The following is a 17451-nucleotide window of genomic DNA, read 5'->3' as shown; positions in this document are numbered from 1 at the left end:
AATTTCACTGCAGCGACAACTGATACACGCTGGTGCTGCCGCTCACCTCATTGCCTATGATCAACAGCGGCTTACCGTTGGGGCTGTCGGCCGCGGCCACGAAGCTCATCCCTTCAGGGCCGAGATCTCCCGCCGCCTCAGGCGAACCTGTGATGTCGCTGCCATCGATCTCGAAGCCGACCTCGAAATCACGATTGACCACATAGTCGACAAACTTCACCGCAAACGGGTTGGTGATCTCATAGATCATGAAGCCAGAGGTGCGCTCCAGGCCGATGAAGGCGTAGCGCTTACCCTCAATCTCGCCAATCGCCAGCGCCTCGGGCTCGGCGCCCTTATCGTCGCTGCGGCTGTCGCCCTTGTTCTCTTCGTTATTGTTGTTGAAGTTCATCCCCAGCAACGCTGCCGTGATGCGGGAGAAATCACTGCCGCTGTCGAACACCTGCTGACCGTTTTGATCCCAGATAGAGAATGAGCGACCGCCGTAGGCCACTATCTTGTCGAAGTCACCATCACCATCTTCATCTCCCATTGAGGTGGTCACCTTGAGGCGCGCCAGCTGCGTCTTGTCCTGGGCCGCGGCAAACTGCGGATGATTAGCATCGAGCGTGAGGTCGCCAGCGCGCACCTCTTCGGAGAAACCGCCATAGTCACGAGAGTCCCCCTCGTTGGCCGTTACCACAAAGTCGCTGCCATGCCACTGGTAGCTGGCAATCGTATCGGGCTGATACAAGCCAACCACCCCCGGATAGGCTTGAATATTGACCCTGTCATCCTTGTCGCTGGCATCGATCGCGTTCTTCCCTAAACCAAAATCCTTAAAGCCGAGGGGCCAGATGGCCTTAACTTCTTTGCTTGGAATATCGATCACCGCGATGGCGTTGTTTTCCTGCAGACTGACATAGGCGAGCTTATCGTCTGGCGATACGCTGATATATTCAGGCTCCAAGTCTTGCGCGCGACTGGCACCCGGGCCGTTGATCTTGATGTCGCTGGAAAACTCGGCTTCGCGCGCGCCGCCCAAATTAAAGTCGCTGAAATCCAGTAAGGTCGCGCTGGTCGCCGGCATACCATCGGTCACGGCTATTATCGCCACCGTGCCGAGCGGATCGACGCTGTAGTCATCACTCGGCTCACCTTCGCCGGCCACCAATACTTGCTTGCCATCATGGCTAAATACGACATTGTCTGGCAGCGCACCGACCTCGACACCATGGATTAGGCTGGCTTCTCCGGCGCTATCGATGCGATAGAAGGCGACATAGCCCATCCCCTGCTTGCTGTTACCCGCCTCATCGCCGCGCTCTATTGCCACCGCCAGCAGATCGCCATGTATGGCCAGGCTGTTGACGCCGCCAAGACGAGCCAGGCCAAGATCTTGCGCCACATCCAGCACAGCCAGCTTAGGCAGGTTATTGAGCACCAGGGCATCGCTGCCTGTTACCGGGATTGCGGCTAAGTTGCCCGCATCGACGATATCCACCTTACCGCTCTGGGCGTTTACCACGAAGATACGTTTACTCGCCACATGAAAACCGACGATCTCGGCGGCGCTCTGACCATAGACGCCAGACTCATAACGCCCCACCAGCTCGGCGCTAAGCCCAGACACCGTCTCACGACAAAGGTATTGAGTCTGCTCGGCGTTGACTTCATCGCTATCCAGCACGCCATTGCCATTGAGGTCCAGGCCTGTCTGTATCATCTGTCCACCGAGTGGACATTCAAGGTCACTCGCTGGCAACTGGGTAAATGCAACCAGGCTACTCGCGCCGTTTGCGCCATTGCTGCCATTTGTACCATCTTTGCCGTCATCGCCGCTGCAGGCCGTCAGACCCAGAGTTGCCATGACCAAAGCTATCGCCGTTTTTTTCATCTTGTTATTCATTGCCTAATCCTTTTGCTTGCCCTGAGTACGCCTAAGTAAGAACCGCCAAGAGGCGGATAAATAGGCTATAAATTGCGCTAAGCTAAGACGGAGATAAGACGAATTCATGACGTGAAGATGACAGTTTAACGACAGGCGACGCGAAAATTAGCCTAGTGCGTAAATTTCCCTTTGTCGCCCGCGTGATTCGCGCTAAATTTTGAGTCGGTATGATTTCGGATAGATGAGTCCATGTGCAGATTTTTAACCTATAGCGGCCCCAAGGCGCTGATGTCCCCCCTGATCTTTAAGGCCTCCAACTCGCTGGTGATGCAGAGCAAATACGCCCAGAAACGTAAGGTGCCCACCAACGCCGACGGTTTTGGCCTGGGCTGGTATCCCACCCAGGATGATCCTATCCCGGCGACCTTCGTCAACGTGGATCCCGCCTGGAGTAACCGCAACCTTAAGATGATCGCCGAGAAGGTAGAGACTCAGCATTATTTTGCCCACGTGCGCGATGCCTCCAAGGGAATGCCGGTCAGCCAGGCCAACTGCCACCCCTTCTCCTGCATGCATTACCTGTGGATGCACAACGGCCGCCTGGATCAGTTCGATAAGTTCCGTCGTCAGCTGCTCAATCAGCTCTCGGATCGCGCCTTTGCCTTGATCAAGGGCAACACGGACTCAGAATATGCCTTCGCCCTCTTCATGGACATGCTGGAATTTGCCGAGAAAGCCAGCCTGAGTCAGCTGGAAAACGCGATGGAGGCGACTATCGCCTGCATCATGCGCCTACGTAAGGCTGCGGGCGCCGACACCAACGCCTTCATCAACTTTGCCGTCACAGATGGTAAACACACGGTCGTGACCCGTTTCGCCACATTGGAGGGAGTTAAACCCGCCTCACTCTTCTTCGGTCGTGGCAAGGTTAACGAATGCCAGGAGGGGATCGAATTTATCCCCCACACGGAAGAAGTTCAGGAGGGTGAGCAGGCCTGCATCATCATCTGCTCGGAGCCGCCAACGGATCAGAGCGAGCACTGGACCAAGGTGGAGCGCAACTACATGGTGAGCGCCATAGGCAACGAGCGAGTGAGTCAGCGCAAGCTGGACCTGCCGTTTCAGTCAGAGCTTTAACCCAGGTTAGATGACTAGGGGGCCTTGCCCGTCTAGCAAGGTTTTGTTACAAATCGGCTCGCCTTGCATTAGCCTAAGCGCAATAAAGCATTGGCCAACGCGAGGCGAGATCCCGTACAATCGTTCTTCTCCCAGATAACATCCCCATCACCTGTTATCACCCCCACAAATTGTCTTAAATTCGGTCACAAGAGGTATGAGTGAACAAAGCGTCGATCCCGTCATCTGAGCTTAGCCAACCCCAGGGCATCCCCAATCTGGCCCTGTTGATCCCCATGTTATCGGCCATCGTCGCCATCACGCCGCTGGCAATCGACATGTACCTGCCGGCCATGTCGACCCTGGCCAGCAGCTTCAACTCCAGCGTCACCACTGTGCAGCAGTCCCTCAGTCTCTATCTGGCGGGTTATGCCCTTGGCATGCTCACCTTCGGCCCCATCGCCGACCGTATCGGCCGCCGCCCCTTGGTGCTGCTTGGCTTAACCGGCTTTGGTTTGATCAGCCTGGCACTGGCCTTCGTCACTAGCGTGGAGGTGTTTCTCGGGCTGAGATTCCTGCAGGCCTTTATAGGCGCCGCCGCCACAGTGGTGGTGCCCGGCTACATCAAGGAGGTCTATGGCAAGAACACCGCCAAGGGGATGTCCTATGTCAGCCTGATCATGATGCTGGCGCCGCTCATCGCCCCCACCATGGGCAGCCTGATCCTCGAGCTGGGCGAGTGGCACCTGATCTTCTTCATCTTGGCCTGTTACGCCAGCTTGCTGCTTATCCTGGTACTGACCAAGCTAAGAATGCCCAGCGACGCGCAAACAAGCGGCCGCAGTCAACGTTCCTTCTTCGGCGCCTATGCCGTGGTGTTTACCAAGCCTGGCGTCAAGCTACATATCGCCAGCGGCGTGATGACCTCGTTTGCCTTTTTCTGCTACCTCACCGCCTCACCGTTCGTCTACATGGAGGTGTTTGGTCTGGATAAGAGCCTGTTTGCCATTCTCTTTAGCACCAATGTCGGCGCCCTGATGCTGGCCAACGTGATCAACAGCCGCATCGTAGTCAAGTATGGCTCTCGCCGCATGCTAAAAGTGGCCACCCTGCTGGCGGCCGTCGCCGGTATCGGCTTATTAAGCGTTAACCTGCTGGGGCTTAGCTATCACTTTACCGTGGCGGCGCTCATCCCCTTCATGGGTTTCCTGGGCGTGATGTCGGTCAATGCCGACGCCATAGTGCTGATGAAGTTTCAGCAAGAAACCGGCACGGCGACGGCGGTGATCGGCACCCTGAGATTTGGCTTTGGCGCCCTGGCCGGCCCCCTGTTGGCGCTCTTCTACACAGGCACTGCTGTGCCCTTCTCGGCGCTCATGTTAGGCGCCGTGCTGCTAGTGGGCCTATGCCAGTTCCTGGCGCATTCACAGCAAAGACAGGGCTAACGGTGCTGATACGTCAATTACCGTATTAACTCGCCACGATTACGTTAGATTCACCATCAAGCTAGCCATTAGGCCACTAAGATAACCGCCGCCCGATGACTCAATTGGGCGGCGATGCCACAAAATAGTCTTCTGAGACTAAAGTCTACATCGCCCGATTAAAGATTAATGGCGGCGCTCAAATCCCATCAAACCGCCACTTCGGCCAATGCTTATCTCACCTCGAACGTGAGTTTTGCTCAACTTGGCAAACTTTGCTGATAAAAGGCTTGAATTCATTCATCTATTGAATATGATGAAATTCTGTTCATTGGCAACAGTCACCCCAAGCCGACCGCTTTTGGGTGAAGCGCGAGTCTGGATTACCCTCCAGACTCTATGTTTAGAGCGATTACCGTCGCTGTATCAAGATACTGCATACCGTCGCGGTAACTTAAGAGGGATCACCAATGGAAAAACTTTCCGGCGCCAGCATGATCGTCCGATCATTAATCGATGAAGGCGTTAAACACATTTTCGGCTATCCAGGTGGCTCGGTACTCGATATTTACGATGCCCTGCACCAAAAATCCGGCATAGAACATATTCTCGTGCGCCACGAACAGGCGGCCGTGCACATGGCCGACGGCTATGCCCGCGCCACCGGCAAGGTGGGTGTGGTGCTGGTCACCTCTGGCCCAGGCGCCACCAATGCCATCACAGGGATCGCCACCGCCTACATGGACTCTATTCCGCTGGTCGTGCTCTCGGGACAGGTCCCCAGCAACTTAATTGGTAATGATGCCTTCCAGGAATGTGACATGATAGGTATCTCCCGCCCCGTGGTGAAACACAGCTTCCTGGTGACAGACGCCAAGGATATTCCGGCCATCATCAAGAAGGCCTTCTATATCGCCTCCACAGGTCGCCCCGGCCCTGTGGTAGTAGACATTCCCAAGGATTGTCTCAACCCACAGATATTGCACGAATACCAATATCCGGATGAGATAAACATGCGTTCCTATAACCCGACGACTACGGGCCATAAGGGACAGATCCGCCGAGGCCTGCAGGCCCTGTTAAAGGCCAAGAAGCCGGTACTCTATGTGGGAGGCGGCGCGGTGATCTCGGGCGCAGACCAGCAGATCCTTAAATTATCAGACAAACTCGGCCTGCCGGTGGTCAGCACCCTAATGGGGCTGGGCGCCTTTCCCGGCACCCACGCCAACAGCGTCGGCATGCTCGGTATGCATGGCTGCTATGAGGCCAACATGGCGATGCACAACGCCGACCTTATCTTCGGCATCGGGGTGAGATTCGACGATCGCACTACCAACAATGTGGAAAAATATTGCCCCAACGCCACCATATTGCACATAGATATCGACCCCTCCTCTATCTCCAAGACGGTCAGGGTGGATATCCCCATCGTGGGCTCGGCCGATAGCGTGCTCGATGACATGCTGGCCCTGCTGGACGATGAGCCGTCGATGAAAAACGATGAAGGCGCCATCGACTACTGGTGGAGCGAGATCAATCAGTGGCGCAGTCGCAACAGTCTGGCCTATGACAAGAGCAGCGAGCGCATCAAGCCACAGCAGGTGATCGAGACCCTGCACAAGCTGACCAATGGCGATGCCTATGTGGCCTCGGACGTGGGTCAGCATCAGATGTTCGCCGCCCTCTACTACCCATTTAACAAGCCAAGACGCTGGATCAACTCGGGCGGCCTGGGCACCATGGGCTTTGGCTTGCCGGCCGCCATGGGGGTGAAGATGGCCATGCCGGACGAGACGGTTATCTGCGTCACCGGCGATGGCTCGATCCAGATGAATATCCAGGAGTTGTCCACCGCGCTGCAATACGATACGCCGGTTAAAATTATCAACTTAAACAACCGTTTCCTCGGTATGGTGAAGCAGTGGCAGGATATGATCTACTCGGGTCGTCACTCCCACTCCTACATGGACTCAGTGCCTAACTTTGCCAAGATCGCCGAGGCCTACGGCCACGTAGGCATGACCATCAGCGACCCGGCCGAGCTGGAAGCCGGGCTCGAGAAGGCCCTTGCCATGAAGGACAAGCTGGTCTTCGTCGACATCAGCGTCGATGAGACAGAGCACGTCTACCCAATGCAGATCCGCGGTGGCGGGATGAATGAAATGTGGCTAAGCAAGACGGAGAAAAGCTAATGCGTCGAATTATTTCTGTATTACTCGAAAACCAACCCGGCGCCCTATCCCGCGTGGTAGGCCTTTTCTCCCAGCGAGGCTACAACATCGAGAGCCTGACGGTGGCGCCGACGGACGATGTCACCCTCTCCAGACTCAACATTACCCTAGTGGCCGACGAGGCAGTGCTGGAACAGATTGAGAAGCAGCTGCATAAGCTGATCGACATTCTCAAGGTGTCCAACATTACCGAGTCCAGCCATATCGAGCGTGAGCTGGCGCTGATCAAGGTGAAAGCCAAGGGCGCGGGTCGTGAGGAGGTGAAGCGCACCGCCGATATCTTCCGCGGTCAGATAGTGGATGTCACCTCTGAGCTCTACACCATTCAAATGGCCGGCACTTCGGATAAACTCGATGCCTTCATCGCCGCCATCGGCGAGGTGACTAAGGTGATTGAGGTCTCTCGCTCAGGTGTGGTCGGTCTGTGCCGCGGCGAGAAAGCGATGCGCGCCTAAGCGAATACCTAATCGTTAGCGACTAATCAATAAGCACAAAAAACGCCAGCAACTGCTGGCGTTTTTATTATTTTTAACGAAAAGCCTCAACCCAATAGCCCTAAACCAAGAATCATAACTCAAGACGGGCCTTGGCTATCAACCTAGTTATTTAACAGTTTCGGGGCTAACGTTTTCGGCATTAGCACTATCAGAACTAGCACCCTCGGCCAGCTTAACCACCTCACCGGTCAGCGCCACACCCGCCATCAGGGCACCGGCGCCGCACTGGAAGGTCTCTTCGCTCGAGGTCAGGTTGTTCTTATAGTTAGACTTGATATTCACCACTGCGTTACCGCCCTGCTTCAGCGCACTATTTTTAAGGGCAATCATCGCAGACAGGAAGACCCATTCGCAGGCTTCCTGATCTGACTTATTAAACGCATTAGTCTTCTTGTTGGTCTTCAGCTCACCCAGTTTCTGCAGCGGCTCACCATAGGCCTGCTCGCCAAAGTAGAAGCTGACATCACTGCCCAGCTTGGCCTTGGCCGCATCTGAATTAAGCACTGAGGCGATGTTATAGTTGCCGACATCATCTCTGGCAAAGGCCAGCGGCGAACATAGAGTCAGAGAGGTCAAACCTACAAGCAGTATCTTTTTCATCTTTACAAATTCCGTTGATTTGGCATGAGCGAATCCTCACGCCGCGCACTAGTTCACACTAGCACTTCCATTAACATTACCAGACCGACAATAGGTCAGCGTCCAACTTATTTCCACAGCGCTAGAATAATTCCAGGTTAGGCATAAACAGCCAAAGGCAAACGCCGTGGGAATCACCGAGCATAACCAACTCCATGGCTAAAGGTAAATAGCCAATGGCAAACTTTGAGATAGGGCTACCTAAAAACCTGCCAGCTGGCTATCATGACAATAGTTAAAGCCATCCTCTACCGGAATTCCCATTGAAAGCATTCGACTTTAACCTGCTTCCCCTGCTGGAGGTGTTGCTGGAAGAGCAGAGCGTCACGGCCGCCGCCGAACGCCTGCACCTAAGCCAATCAGCGGTGAGCAAACAGCTTAACAAACTCAGAGACTCATTCGATGATCAACTGTTCGAGCGGACCGCTCACGGCCTGCGTCCAACACCTAAGGCCAAACAGCTGGGACCGGAGATCCGTCAGATCTTGAGTCAGGTCTCCTCCCTCACCCGACCCAGCGACTTCGATCCCTCCAAGAGCCACAGACGCTTTCGGCTCGAATTAGTAGAGACCGCTTACTCGCTGACCTATCCACACTTCATGCCTAAGCTGCTCAAGCAGGCACCAAAGATCACCATAGACAGTCAGACTTGGCACAACGAGAGCATGGAGCGGTTGCTGCGTTGCGATACCGATCTGGGGATCGCCTGCCGAGAATGGGATGATCGCTCTTTGCAGCATGTTAATAATCTGCCGAGCGCCCTGCGCTACGTCGAGCTGACTCGGGATCACTCCCTCTGTCTGGTACGCGAGGGACACCCGCTGCTTGATGAAGAGTGGAACCTCAATACATTCCTCAAATATCGCCACATACAGGTCACCTTCGGCGGTATCTCCCACTGGCTGCTGGATGATGTGTTGCAGATGAAGCACCTCAAGCGGGACATTGCGGTCAACCTCACCGATTTTAACAGCGCCATGCAGCTGTGCGAGCAGAGCGATCTCATCCTCTGCTCGCCCGCCAAATACGCCAAGGTGATGATGGGGCAGTTTAAGCTGGTATCACTGCCGATCCCCACACAGATGGTACCCGGCACCTATGTGCTGCTCTGGCATAAACATTTCGATCTGGACCCCAGCCATCGCTGGCTCAGGGAGCTGATCATCGACTCGGTGCAGTCCTAAGCTGCTAGAAAAAAGATAAAAAAACGCCAGCGAGATGAATGCTGGCGTTTTTACTTGGAGATGGCGTCTAAAGCGCTAATGCCCAACTAGCAGGCTTAACTAGAAGCCTTCGACCCCTTTCATATCAGGTAAGTGGTGAGCAATACCCTTATGACAATCGATACAGGTCTTCTCGCCGCTGGCCAATGATGTGGAGTGCATATTGGCCGCACGTGTCGATTGACGAGTAAAGTCCATGTAGTCGAAATTGTGGCAGTTACGACATTCAAGCGAATCGTTGGCCTTGAGTCGTGCCCATTCATGCTCTGCCAGTTCACGGCGCTTGGCCTCAAACTTATCACGCGTGTTGATGGTGCCGAATATCTTACCCCACACCTCTTTCGAGGCCTGCATCTTACGGGCTATCTTATCTGTCCAGTTATGAGGCACGTGACAATCCGGACAGGTCGCACGCACACCACTGCGGTTGGTAAAGTGTATCGTCGACTTCAGCTCCTGATACACGTTATTTTCCATCTCGTGACAGCCGATACAGAAGGCTTCTTGGTTGGTGGCTTCCAGGGCGGTGTTGAATCCCCCCCAGAAGATCACCCCCGCGACGAAGCCGCCTAAGGTAAGAAAACCTAAGCTAAAATGCACGCTGGGTTTTCTTAACACCTGCCAGATTTTTTTCAACTTATCTAACATACGGCCGCTCCTAGTGCTTAGCTGCTTCAGCTTTAATCAAGTGGTCGATATCGATAAAGTCATTACCTACCAAGGTTTTTGCATCCAGCTGTGGCACATGGCACTGAGTACAGAAATAGCGACGTGGAGAAAGATCCGCTAAGAAGTTGTTTTCCCTGTCCATGTAGTGGGTCACACTCACCATAGGTGCCTGTGAGTCGCCAACACGCTTACGGGCGTGGCACGACATACACTTATTCACCTTCAGGTCTATCTGATAGCCGTCGATCTTATGGGGGATCACCGGCGGCTGCATCGGATAGTTACGCACCTGCTTAACGTCTGTGTTACGCACCTTTTGCATCACAGGCGGCGTCGGGTTAGTGTCGAGCGGCGCCTGCCTGAGGGTGGCAACCTTCTCATCGGGCACGCTGGCAGCCATGCAGCTAAAGGTCGCGCCGACAGAGAGAGTCACCAGAGTCGCCAAAGTTACAAGTTTCAATGATTTCATGGTGATTCTCCTTATGCCTTAACTACTTTAACTGCGCACTTCTTAAAGTCAGTCTGTTTAGACAAAGGATCCGTCGCATCTAGCGTCACCTTGTTAATCAGCTGGCTGGCGTCGAACCAAGGCACAAAGACCAGACCGACAGGCGGCTTGTTACGACCACGGGTCTCGACGCGTGTCTTGATCTCACCACGGCGTGACACCACCTTCACCTCATCACCGCGACGCAGGCCGCGTTTCTTGGCGTCTTCAGGATGCATGAAGCAGACGGCATCTGGGAAGGCGCGATACAGCTCAGGCACACGCTGGGTCATAGAACCTGAGTGCCAGTGCTCCAGCACACGACCGGTCGATAACCAGAGGTTAAACTCTTCATCTGGCGACTCGGCGGCAGGCTCGTATGGCAGTGCGTAGATAACCGCCTTACCATCTGGCTTACCGTAGAACTGGAAGCCTGTACCTGGTTTCACATAAGGATCGCTGCCTTCGCGGAAGCGCCACTTGGTCTCTTTACCGTTAACCACAGGCCAGCGCAGACCGTGCACCTCATGGTAGGTATCGAAGTCAGCCAAGTCATGGCCATGGCCGCGACCGAAGGTAGCGTACTCTTCAAACAGACCCTTCTGAACATAGTAACCAAAGTGCTTGGCTTCATCGTTCATATACTTAGGATCGGCCTGCTCCAGTGGGAACTTATCTACGTTACCGTTCTGGTAGAGTACCTGGAACAGCGTCTTGCCCTTGTACTGAGGGTTCGCCGCCAGCACCTCTTTTGGCCAGACTTCGTCTGTGGTGAAGCGCTTAGAGAACTCCATCAACTGCCAAAGATCTGAGCGAGATTCGCCCGGTGCCTTCACCATCTGATGCCAGAACTGGGTACGACGCTCGGCGTTACCATAGGCGCCCTCTTTCTCCACCCACATGGCGGTTGGCAGAATAAGGTCGGCGGCCTGTGTGGTCACCGTTGGGTAGGCGTCAGACACCACGATGAAGTTTTCTGGGTTACGATAGCCAGGTAGACCTTCCTCGTTAATGTTAGGACCGGCCTGCATGTTGTTGTTTACCTGTACCCAGTAGGCATTGATATCACCATCTTTCAGACGACGATTCTGCTCTACCGCGTGGTAGCCAGGCTTAGGCGGAATGATGCCATCTGGGATCTTCCAGATCTTCTCGGCAATCTTTCTGTGCTCAGGATTATTCACCACTAGGTCTGCAGGCAGACGATGCGAGAAGGTACCCACTTCACGGGCGGTACCACAGGCAGATGGTTGGCCGGTCAGCGAGAATGGGCTGTTACCCGGCGTCGAGATCTTACCTGTTAGCAGGTGAATGTTATAAATCAGGTTGTTACACCATACACCACGGGTATGTTGGTTGAAGCCCATGGTCCAGAATGAGGTCACCTTGGTATTTGGATCGGCGTAGAGTTTCGCCAGTTCAATCAGCTTGTCTTCCGGCACGCCAGAAAGCTTGCTGACAGAGGCCACGTCATAATCGGCAACGAAGGCCTTGAAGGCATCAAATTCGATTGGCGTAGACTTGCCGGCTGTTTTAACGTTCTTGGCTTTCTGCTGCAGCGGATGGCTTGGACGCAGGCCATAGCCGATGTCGGTTTCACCCTTGCGGAAGTTAACGTGCTTGTTGACGAAATCCCAGTTTACCGCATCGTTTTGAATGATGTAGTTGGCGATAAAGTTCAGAATGGCCAGGTCGGTCTGCGGCGTGAAGACGATACCGAGATCGGCCAGGTCGAAAGATCTGTGGGTAAAGGTCGATAGCACAGACACCTTAACGTGTGGCGCGCTCAGACGACGGTCGGTAACACGGCTCCAGAGGATGGGGTGCATCTCGGCCATGTTAGAACCCCAGAGCACGAAGGCATCGGCGTTTTCCATGTCATCGTAACAACCCATAGGCTCATCGATACCGAAGGTACGCATGAAGCCACCTACCGCAGACGCCATACAGTGACGGGCGTTAGGGTCGATGTTGTTAGAGCCAAAACCGGCCTTCATCAATTTAGAGGCGGCGTAGCCTTCCCATACTGTCCACTGGCCTGAGCCGAACATACCGATTGCGGTTGGGCCCTTCTTCTTGATGGTGGCTTTCCACTTCTCTGCCATGGTATCGAAGGCAGTGTCCCAGCTCACAGGGGTAAATTCGCCATGCTTGTCGTATTTACCATTGGTCATACGTAGCATAGGGGTCTGGAGTCTGTCCTTGCCGTACATGATCTTAGACAGGAAGTAACCCTTGATACAGTTCAGGCCGCGGTTTACCTCGCTCTCGGCGTCGCCGTGAGTCGCAACTACCTTGCCGTCGCGTGTCGCGACAATGACCGAACAACCTGTACCGCAGAAACGACATGGCGCCTTGTTCCACTCAAGTTTAGTCTGCTCTGAACTGGTAATTAGGTTGCTTGCCGTTGCAGGCAAGGCCAAACCAGCCACTGAGGCAGCGGCCATGGCCGCATTTGCCTTCATAAATTCGCGTCGATTCATCTTCATTTTTCAACCTCTTCAAGCACTTCACTCTGGTGATACACCATGGCTGCGGACAGCACGCCCTCAATCTTGTTGATCGTCTCAATGTCAGCCATCAGGCCCTTCTGGGTCATGCCTTCCAGCACAACGACCAGCTTGACCTCATCGTTTACAGACAACTCAGCATTTTCCATCTTCATGATTGTCTGTCTGACACTGGACATAAACTCAGGCTTAACCTGAACCACTAAACTGGTGACGTGAAGTTCATTGCTCATTGACATTTACACTCTTAATAATTGTTCGAATACAGTGGGTTAACCTGCACCTGGCGGGCCGGTAAATATCTGACTAAACCAGATAGCGAAGCCCAAACCAGAAACGAGTAACACTGACAGCAGGGGAGCAAGAAAAACGGTTAGAAACACAAATATTTTTAGCTCTAAACTTTTCTCTTCATTAGGTGTGGAACTCATGCATCCTCCAACGGGTCATGCCGGTTTTCATAGCAGATAAAGTTGGTTAGTCAGTGGTTGATATAGAGCAATCAAACGCTATAACCATACTTTTCTTCCTGTTATTTATGGTATCAATAAATTCTTAACATTCTGTATACCCCTAAATCGGTAAATTTCATGCAGGTTTGATCTGGATCATCCTTTTGTCACAGATAAAACCCAGATCACCTCTCCTAGACACGTATTTCGATTGAGAAAGCAACAAAATGAATAAATTAGCTATTCATGAACAACTAAAACATAGTCATAAAATGGCGATTTCGTAAGTCAAAATGTGATCTAAATCGTAAAAATATATCAATGGGGGTAGAGGGGAATTTTGTGGGGTTAAAAAAAGCACCCGTTGCGGGTGCTTCTTCAGTCTTTATGACAACAATCAGGCTTCGGCGATGCGGTTGAGGATACGCTTCTCCGAGATGGGATAGGCGGTACCTAACACCTGGGCGAAACAAGAGACACGATACTCCTCTATCATCCAGCGAGCCTCCTGCAGCGCCTCGGGCACGGCCGCACTGCGGGGCACCTTGGCCAGCTGAGCCGCCAGGGTCTGTTGCACATTATTGATGCTGTGCAGGTGCAGGCGGTCACGGTTAGGATCCACGGGCAGCTTATCTAAACGATTATCTATCGCCTTGATATAACGGATTAAATCAGAAAGTCGCTGCCAACCACACTGCTCGACAAAACCTTTAAACACCAGGTTATCCAGCTGGGTCTGAATGTCGCTCATGGCGAAGGCGATATCCAGGCTGATCTTGCCCTTAAGGCGTTTCTTCACCTTCTGATACAGGGTCAAGATCTCCTCCACCTGCAGGGCGATCTTGGCCGCCGTGGGGTTGAGATCCTGACGCACCAGATCTTTAGCCTGCTCGAACTGCTCGGCGCTGCGCACATCTAAGCCCTTCTCATCCAGCAGCTGCTGCACCGCCGCCGACAGGATATCGTCGATCAGATACTGCACCTGGCCAAAGGGGTTGAAGTACATGGCCAACTTGGCCTTGTTGGGCAGGGTGTTCTGCAGGTGTTTCACCGGCGATGGCATGTTGAGCAGCAAGAGACGCTGCAGGCCCGCCTTGTGGCAGCGGCCGGCCTCATGCTCGTCATCAAACAGCTTGATGGCCACGCTGTCTTTGTTGTCCACCAGCGCAGGGAAAGCCTTCACCTGGAAGTTACCCCGCTTCTTCTCATACTGTTTTGGCAGGTCACCAAAGCTCCACTGGGTCAGTTCACTCTGCTCTATGCCGCTCTCGGCGACGTTGCGAATCGCCTGGGTTACCCTGCCCTGAAGCTTATCTTTTAGCTGCTCAAGCTCCCTGCCCTGAGCGATCAACTTACCCTTGTCATCCTCCACCTTGAAGTTGATCAGCAGATGGGGCGCGAGCTGCGAGAGGTCGAAATCATCAACCGAGATACGCACGCCGCTCATGCGCAGCAGTTGCTTACACATGGCATCCAGCAGACTCATCTCACTACTGCTGTTAGTATTAGCCATCGCCTGCAAGCAGGCCCTGGCATAATCCGGCGCCGGCACGAAGTTACGTCTCAATGTCTTAGGCAGGGACTTGATAAGCGCGGTGATCTTCTCTTCACGCAGGCCAGGCACCAGCCAGTCGAAGCCCTGGGCCTCTATCTGATTAAGCAGCGCGACGGGGAGATGCACCGACACGCCGTCATCTGCATCCGCCGGCTCGAAGTGATAACTCAGCGGCAGGTTAAAGTTGCCCTGATGCCAGCTGTCGGGGAAGTCCAGCGCCGAGATATGTTCGTCGCTGCGCTTCATCAGCTGCTCACGTTCAAAGTCCAGCAGATGCGGCTGACGCTTCTTCTCCTGCTTCCACCAAGTCAGCAGCTTAGGGGCGTTGTAGATCCCCTCGGGGATGCGCGTCTCATAGAAATCCACCAGCGCCTGCTCGTCCACCAAGATGTCGCGGCGGCGGGACTTGTGCTCCAGCGCCTCGATATCGTCAATCAGGGCGCGGTTGTTGACGAAGAAGGCTTCCTTGGTGCGCAGCTCCCCTTCGGCCAGGGCGCTGCGAATGAAGATCTCGCGGGCCTCCACCGGCTCTACCGGGCCATACTGCACCCGGCGGCGATTAACTATGGTCAGGCCGTAGAGCTGCTGGTTCTCCAGCGCCACCACACTGCCCTGCTTGGCTTCGAAATGGGGCTCTACATAGCTTTTCTTCACCAGATGGCCGGCCAGCGGCTCGACCCATTCCGGCTGGATCTTGGCGCAGCAGCGGGCAAACAGACGCGAAGTTTCGGTCATCTCGGCGGCCATGATCCACTTAGGCCCCTTCTTAGCCAAGGGCGAGCCGGGGAAAACGAAGAACTTGCGGTTGCGCGCCCCCAGATACTCGTTGTCCTTATCCTTGAAGCCGATATGACTCAGCAGACCGGTCAGCAAAGATTTATGCAGCAGCTCATAATCGGCGGGCTCGCTGTTGAGCTTCCACTTGAGGTCGTGCACCGCCTGTCGAAGCTGAGTATAGAGATCCTGCCATTCACGCACGCGCAGATAGGCGAGAAACTCCTGCTTACACAGCTTGCGGAACTGACTGGCGGACAGGGCTTTCTGCTGCTCCTTGATGTGATCCCACAGCTTCACCCAAGCGATAAAGTCAGAGTCCTTATCGTTGAAGCGTCTGTGGGCCTCATCGGCGGCCTGCTTCTTATCCATTGGGCGCTCGCGGGGATCTTGGATCGACAAGCCTGCGGTGATCACCAGAGTCTCATGCAGGCAGCCATATTCCTTGGCCTGCACCACCATGCGCGCCAGGCGCGGATCTACAGGGATACTCGCCAATTGACGTCCAAGTGGCGTGAGTTGCAACTGCCCCTTGTGTTTGCGCACCGACTGCAGCTCTTCCAGCAGCAGGAAACCGTCGCGGATATAGCGGGCATCAGGCGGCTGAATAAAGGGGAAACCTTCGATGTCGCCAAGGCCGATGGAGAGCATCTGCAAAATGACAGAGGCCAGGTTGGTTCTTAGGATCTCGGGATCGGTAAATTCGGGGCGATTGTTAAAGTCCGCCTCATCATAGAGACGAATACAGATCCCCGGCGCCACACGGCCACAACGGCCCTGACGCTGGTTGGCACTCGCCTGGGAGATAGGTTCGATCGGCAGGCGTTGCACCTTAGTGCGATAGCTGTAGCGGCTGATGCGCGCTGTACCCGGGTCGATCACATACTTGATACCGGGAACCGTCAACGAAGTTTCCGCCACGTTGGTGGCCAGCACAATACGGCGTCCGCGATGACTCTTGAACACCTTGGATTGCTCACCATAGGAGAGACGCGCATACAGGGGTAACACTTCGGTGTCGCGGTACTGCTGTTTATTGAGCTGGTCTGCCAGGTCACGGATCTCGCGCTCGCCGTTGAGGAAGATGAGGATATCCCCCGGCCCCTCGGCCATCAGCTCCTCTACCGCGGCGAAGATGCCATCGGTGAGATCTAAGTCTTCATCCTGCTCGCCCACCAGCGGACGGTAGCGGGTCTCCACCGGATAGGTACGGCCCGACACCTCTATCACAGGCGCATTATTGAAATGCTTAGAGAAACGCTCCACGTCTATGGTGGCCGAAGTGATGATCACCTTGAGATCCGGACGGCGCTTGAGCACGCTCTTGAGGTAACCCAGGATGAAGTCGATATTCAGGCTTCGCTCGTGGGCCTCATCAATAATGATGGTGTCGTACTGATCCAGGTATTTGTCTGAACTCAGCTCCGCCAGCAAGATACCGTCTGTCATCAGCTTGATGTAAGAGGTCGGCTTGATGGCATCGGCGAAACGCACCTTAAAGCCTACCACTTCGCCCAGTGGGCTGTTTAACTCTTCGGCCACACGAGTCGCCACGCTGCGGGCGGCCAGTCGTCTTGGCTGGGTGTGGCCAATCAGCCCGCGGGTGCCCAGGCCAAGCTCGAGACAGATCTTCGGCAGCTGAGTCGTCTTACCCGAGCCTGTCTCACCGGCCACGATCACCACCTGGTTATTGGCGATCGCCTCGGCTATCTCGCCGCGCTTTTGCGACACGGGCAAGGCGTCGGGATAGTTGATCGCCGGGCGATTCTGCCTGCGGCTCTCCACCTTAGCAGCGGCGGCAATGGCCTGCTCTTCTAACTGGGCCAGCGCCTCATCTTTCTGCTCGCCATCGGCTTGTTTTTTCAGTCTATGAAGGCGGCGCTTGATGCGAGAGGCATCGGCCTGAAAACACTGGTTGAGGAAGGCATGAGACAGGGGGTGACGTGGCGAATTCAAAGGAAAAACCCATATAGCAAAACACAAAGCAGGGATCCTACCAAGGAA

The 17451-nt window shown here is 54.4% G+C and carries 13 protein-coding genes; 5 read left to right on the top strand and 8 right to left on the bottom strand.

Features of this window, described 5'->3' with window-relative positions; translation table 11 throughout:
• Positions 1-4: 4 nt before the first annotated feature.
• Entirely contained in the window at positions 5-1888 is a 1884-nt protein-coding gene (locus tag AYI87_RS01590; protein WP_144199013.1) for a choice-of-anchor I family protein, read from the bottom strand.
• Positions 1889-2119: 231 nt separating this feature from the next.
• Between AYI87_RS01590 and AYI87_RS01585 the strand changes: the two genes are divergently transcribed.
• From AYI87_RS01585 to ilvN, 4 genes are all read left to right on the top strand, one after another.
• On the top strand, positions 2120-3007 hold the full coding sequence (locus AYI87_RS01585; protein ID WP_144199011.1) for a class II glutamine amidotransferase: 888 nt from the start codon (positions 2120-2122) through the stop codon (positions 3005-3007).
• 200 nt (positions 3008-3207) lie between these two features.
• Positions 3208-4431: a multidrug effflux MFS transporter gene (locus tag AYI87_RS01580; protein WP_186300529.1), complete on the top strand. Its 1224-nt coding sequence runs from the start codon at positions 3208-3210 to the stop codon at positions 4429-4431.
• 449 nt (positions 4432-4880) lie between these two features.
• On the top strand, positions 4881-6602 hold the full coding sequence (locus tag AYI87_RS01575) for an acetolactate synthase 3 large subunit (RefSeq protein WP_144199009.1): 1722 nt from the start codon (positions 4881-4883) through the stop codon (positions 6600-6602).
• Positions 6602-7096 carry an acetolactate synthase small subunit gene (gene ilvN, locus AYI87_RS01570; RefSeq protein ID WP_011865573.1) on the top strand — a complete coding sequence of 165 codons (495 nt, stop codon included), beginning with the start codon at positions 6602-6604 and terminating at the stop codon, positions 7094-7096. Before AYI87_RS01575 ends, ilvN begins: the two co-directional genes overlap by 1 nt.
• Before the next feature lie 147 nt (positions 7097-7243).
• Here ilvN and AYI87_RS01565 read toward each other — a convergent pair whose 3' ends face one another.
• Positions 7244-7738 carry an excinuclease gene (locus AYI87_RS01565; protein ID WP_144199007.1) on the bottom strand — a complete coding sequence of 165 codons (495 nt, stop codon included), beginning with the start codon at positions 7736-7738 and terminating at the stop codon, positions 7244-7246.
• A 302-nt stretch (positions 7739-8040) separates the two neighbouring features.
• Between AYI87_RS01565 and AYI87_RS01560 the strand changes: the two genes are divergently transcribed.
• A complete protein-coding gene (locus AYI87_RS01560) occupies positions 8041-8961 on the top strand; it encodes a LysR family transcriptional regulator (protein ID WP_144199005.1) in 921 nt (306 codons plus the stop codon).
• Between the two features lie 99 nt (positions 8962-9060).
• Here AYI87_RS01560 and AYI87_RS01555 read toward each other — a convergent pair whose 3' ends face one another.
• The 6 genes from AYI87_RS01555 to hrpA all read right to left on the bottom strand — a co-directional run bounded on the left by AYI87_RS01555 (position 9061) and on the right by hrpA (position 17403).
• Entirely contained in the window at positions 9061-9648 is a 588-nt protein-coding gene (locus AYI87_RS01555; protein ID WP_041511447.1) for a cytochrome c3 family protein, read from the bottom strand.
• A gap of 10 nt (positions 9649-9658) precedes the next feature.
• Positions 9659-10138 (bottom strand): nitrate reductase cytochrome c-type subunit, encoded by a 480-nt coding sequence (locus AYI87_RS01550; protein WP_144199003.1) that lies wholly within the window; start codon positions 10136-10138, stop codon positions 9659-9661.
• Positions 10139-10149: 11 nt separating this feature from the next.
• Entirely contained in the window at positions 10150-12639 is a 2490-nt protein-coding gene (gene napA, locus AYI87_RS01545) for a nitrate reductase catalytic subunit NapA (protein WP_144199406.1), read from the bottom strand.
• 2 nt (positions 12640-12641) lie between these two features.
• The gene (locus AYI87_RS01540) at positions 12642-12899 is read right to left on the bottom strand and encodes a chaperone NapD (RefSeq protein ID WP_144199404.1); all 258 of its coding nucleotides are present in this window, start codon (positions 12897-12899) and stop codon (positions 12642-12644) included.
• 39 nt (positions 12900-12938) lie between these two features.
• On the bottom strand, positions 12939-13097 hold the full coding sequence (locus AYI87_RS01535; protein WP_011865566.1) for a nitrate reductase: 159 nt from the start codon (positions 13095-13097) through the stop codon (positions 12939-12941).
• A 418-nt stretch (positions 13098-13515) separates the two neighbouring features.
• Positions 13516-17403 carry an ATP-dependent RNA helicase HrpA gene (gene hrpA, locus AYI87_RS01530; protein WP_144199001.1) on the bottom strand — a complete coding sequence of 1296 codons (3888 nt, stop codon included), beginning with the start codon at positions 17401-17403 and terminating at the stop codon, positions 13516-13518.
• Positions 17404-17451 lie beyond the last annotated feature (48 nt).

This window comes from Shewanella sp. KCT (assembly GCF_007636505.1).
Classification (GTDB): domain Bacteria; phylum Pseudomonadota; class Gammaproteobacteria; order Enterobacterales; family Shewanellaceae; genus Shewanella; species Shewanella halotolerans.
Note: the sequence above shows the minus strand (reverse complement) of the source record. Positions and strands in the feature narration are given on the sequence as shown.

What these genes read in the sequence shown, in the direction of transcription:
- AYI87_RS01590 (WP_144199013.1), bottom strand. Translation starts at nt 1,888, where the DNA reads ATGAATAACAAGATGAAAAAAACGGCGATAGCTTTGGTCATGGCAACT.
- AYI87_RS01585 (WP_144199011.1), top strand. Translation starts at nt 2,120, where the DNA reads ATGTGCAGATTTTTAACCTATAGCGGCCCCAAGGCGCTGATGTCCCCC.
- AYI87_RS01575 (WP_144199009.1), top strand. Translation starts at nt 4,881, where the DNA reads ATGGAAAAACTTTCCGGCGCCAGCATGATCGTCCGATCATTAATCGAT.
- ilvN (WP_011865573.1), top strand. Translation starts at nt 6,602, where the DNA reads ATGCGTCGAATTATTTCTGTATTACTCGAAAACCAACCCGGCGCCCTA.
- AYI87_RS01565 (WP_144199007.1), bottom strand. Translation starts at nt 7,738, where the DNA reads ATGAAAAAGATACTGCTTGTAGGTTTGACCTCTCTGACTCTATGTTCG.
- AYI87_RS01555 (WP_041511447.1), bottom strand. Translation starts at nt 9,648, where the DNA reads ATGTTAGATAAGTTGAAAAAAATCTGGCAGGTGTTAAGAAAACCCAGC.
- AYI87_RS01550 (WP_144199003.1), bottom strand. Translation starts at nt 10,138, where the DNA reads ATGAAATCATTGAAACTTGTAACTTTGGCGACTCTGGTGACTCTCTCT.
- napA (WP_144199406.1), bottom strand. Translation starts at nt 12,639, where the DNA reads ATGAATCGACGCGAATTTATGAAGGCAAATGCGGCCATGGCCGCTGCC.
- AYI87_RS01540 (WP_144199404.1), bottom strand. Translation starts at nt 12,899, where the DNA reads ATGAGCAATGAACTTCACGTCACCAGTTTAGTGGTTCAGGTTAAGCCT.
- AYI87_RS01535 (WP_011865566.1), bottom strand. Translation starts at nt 13,097, where the DNA reads ATGAGTTCCACACCTAATGAAGAGAAAAGTTTAGAGCTAAAAATATTT.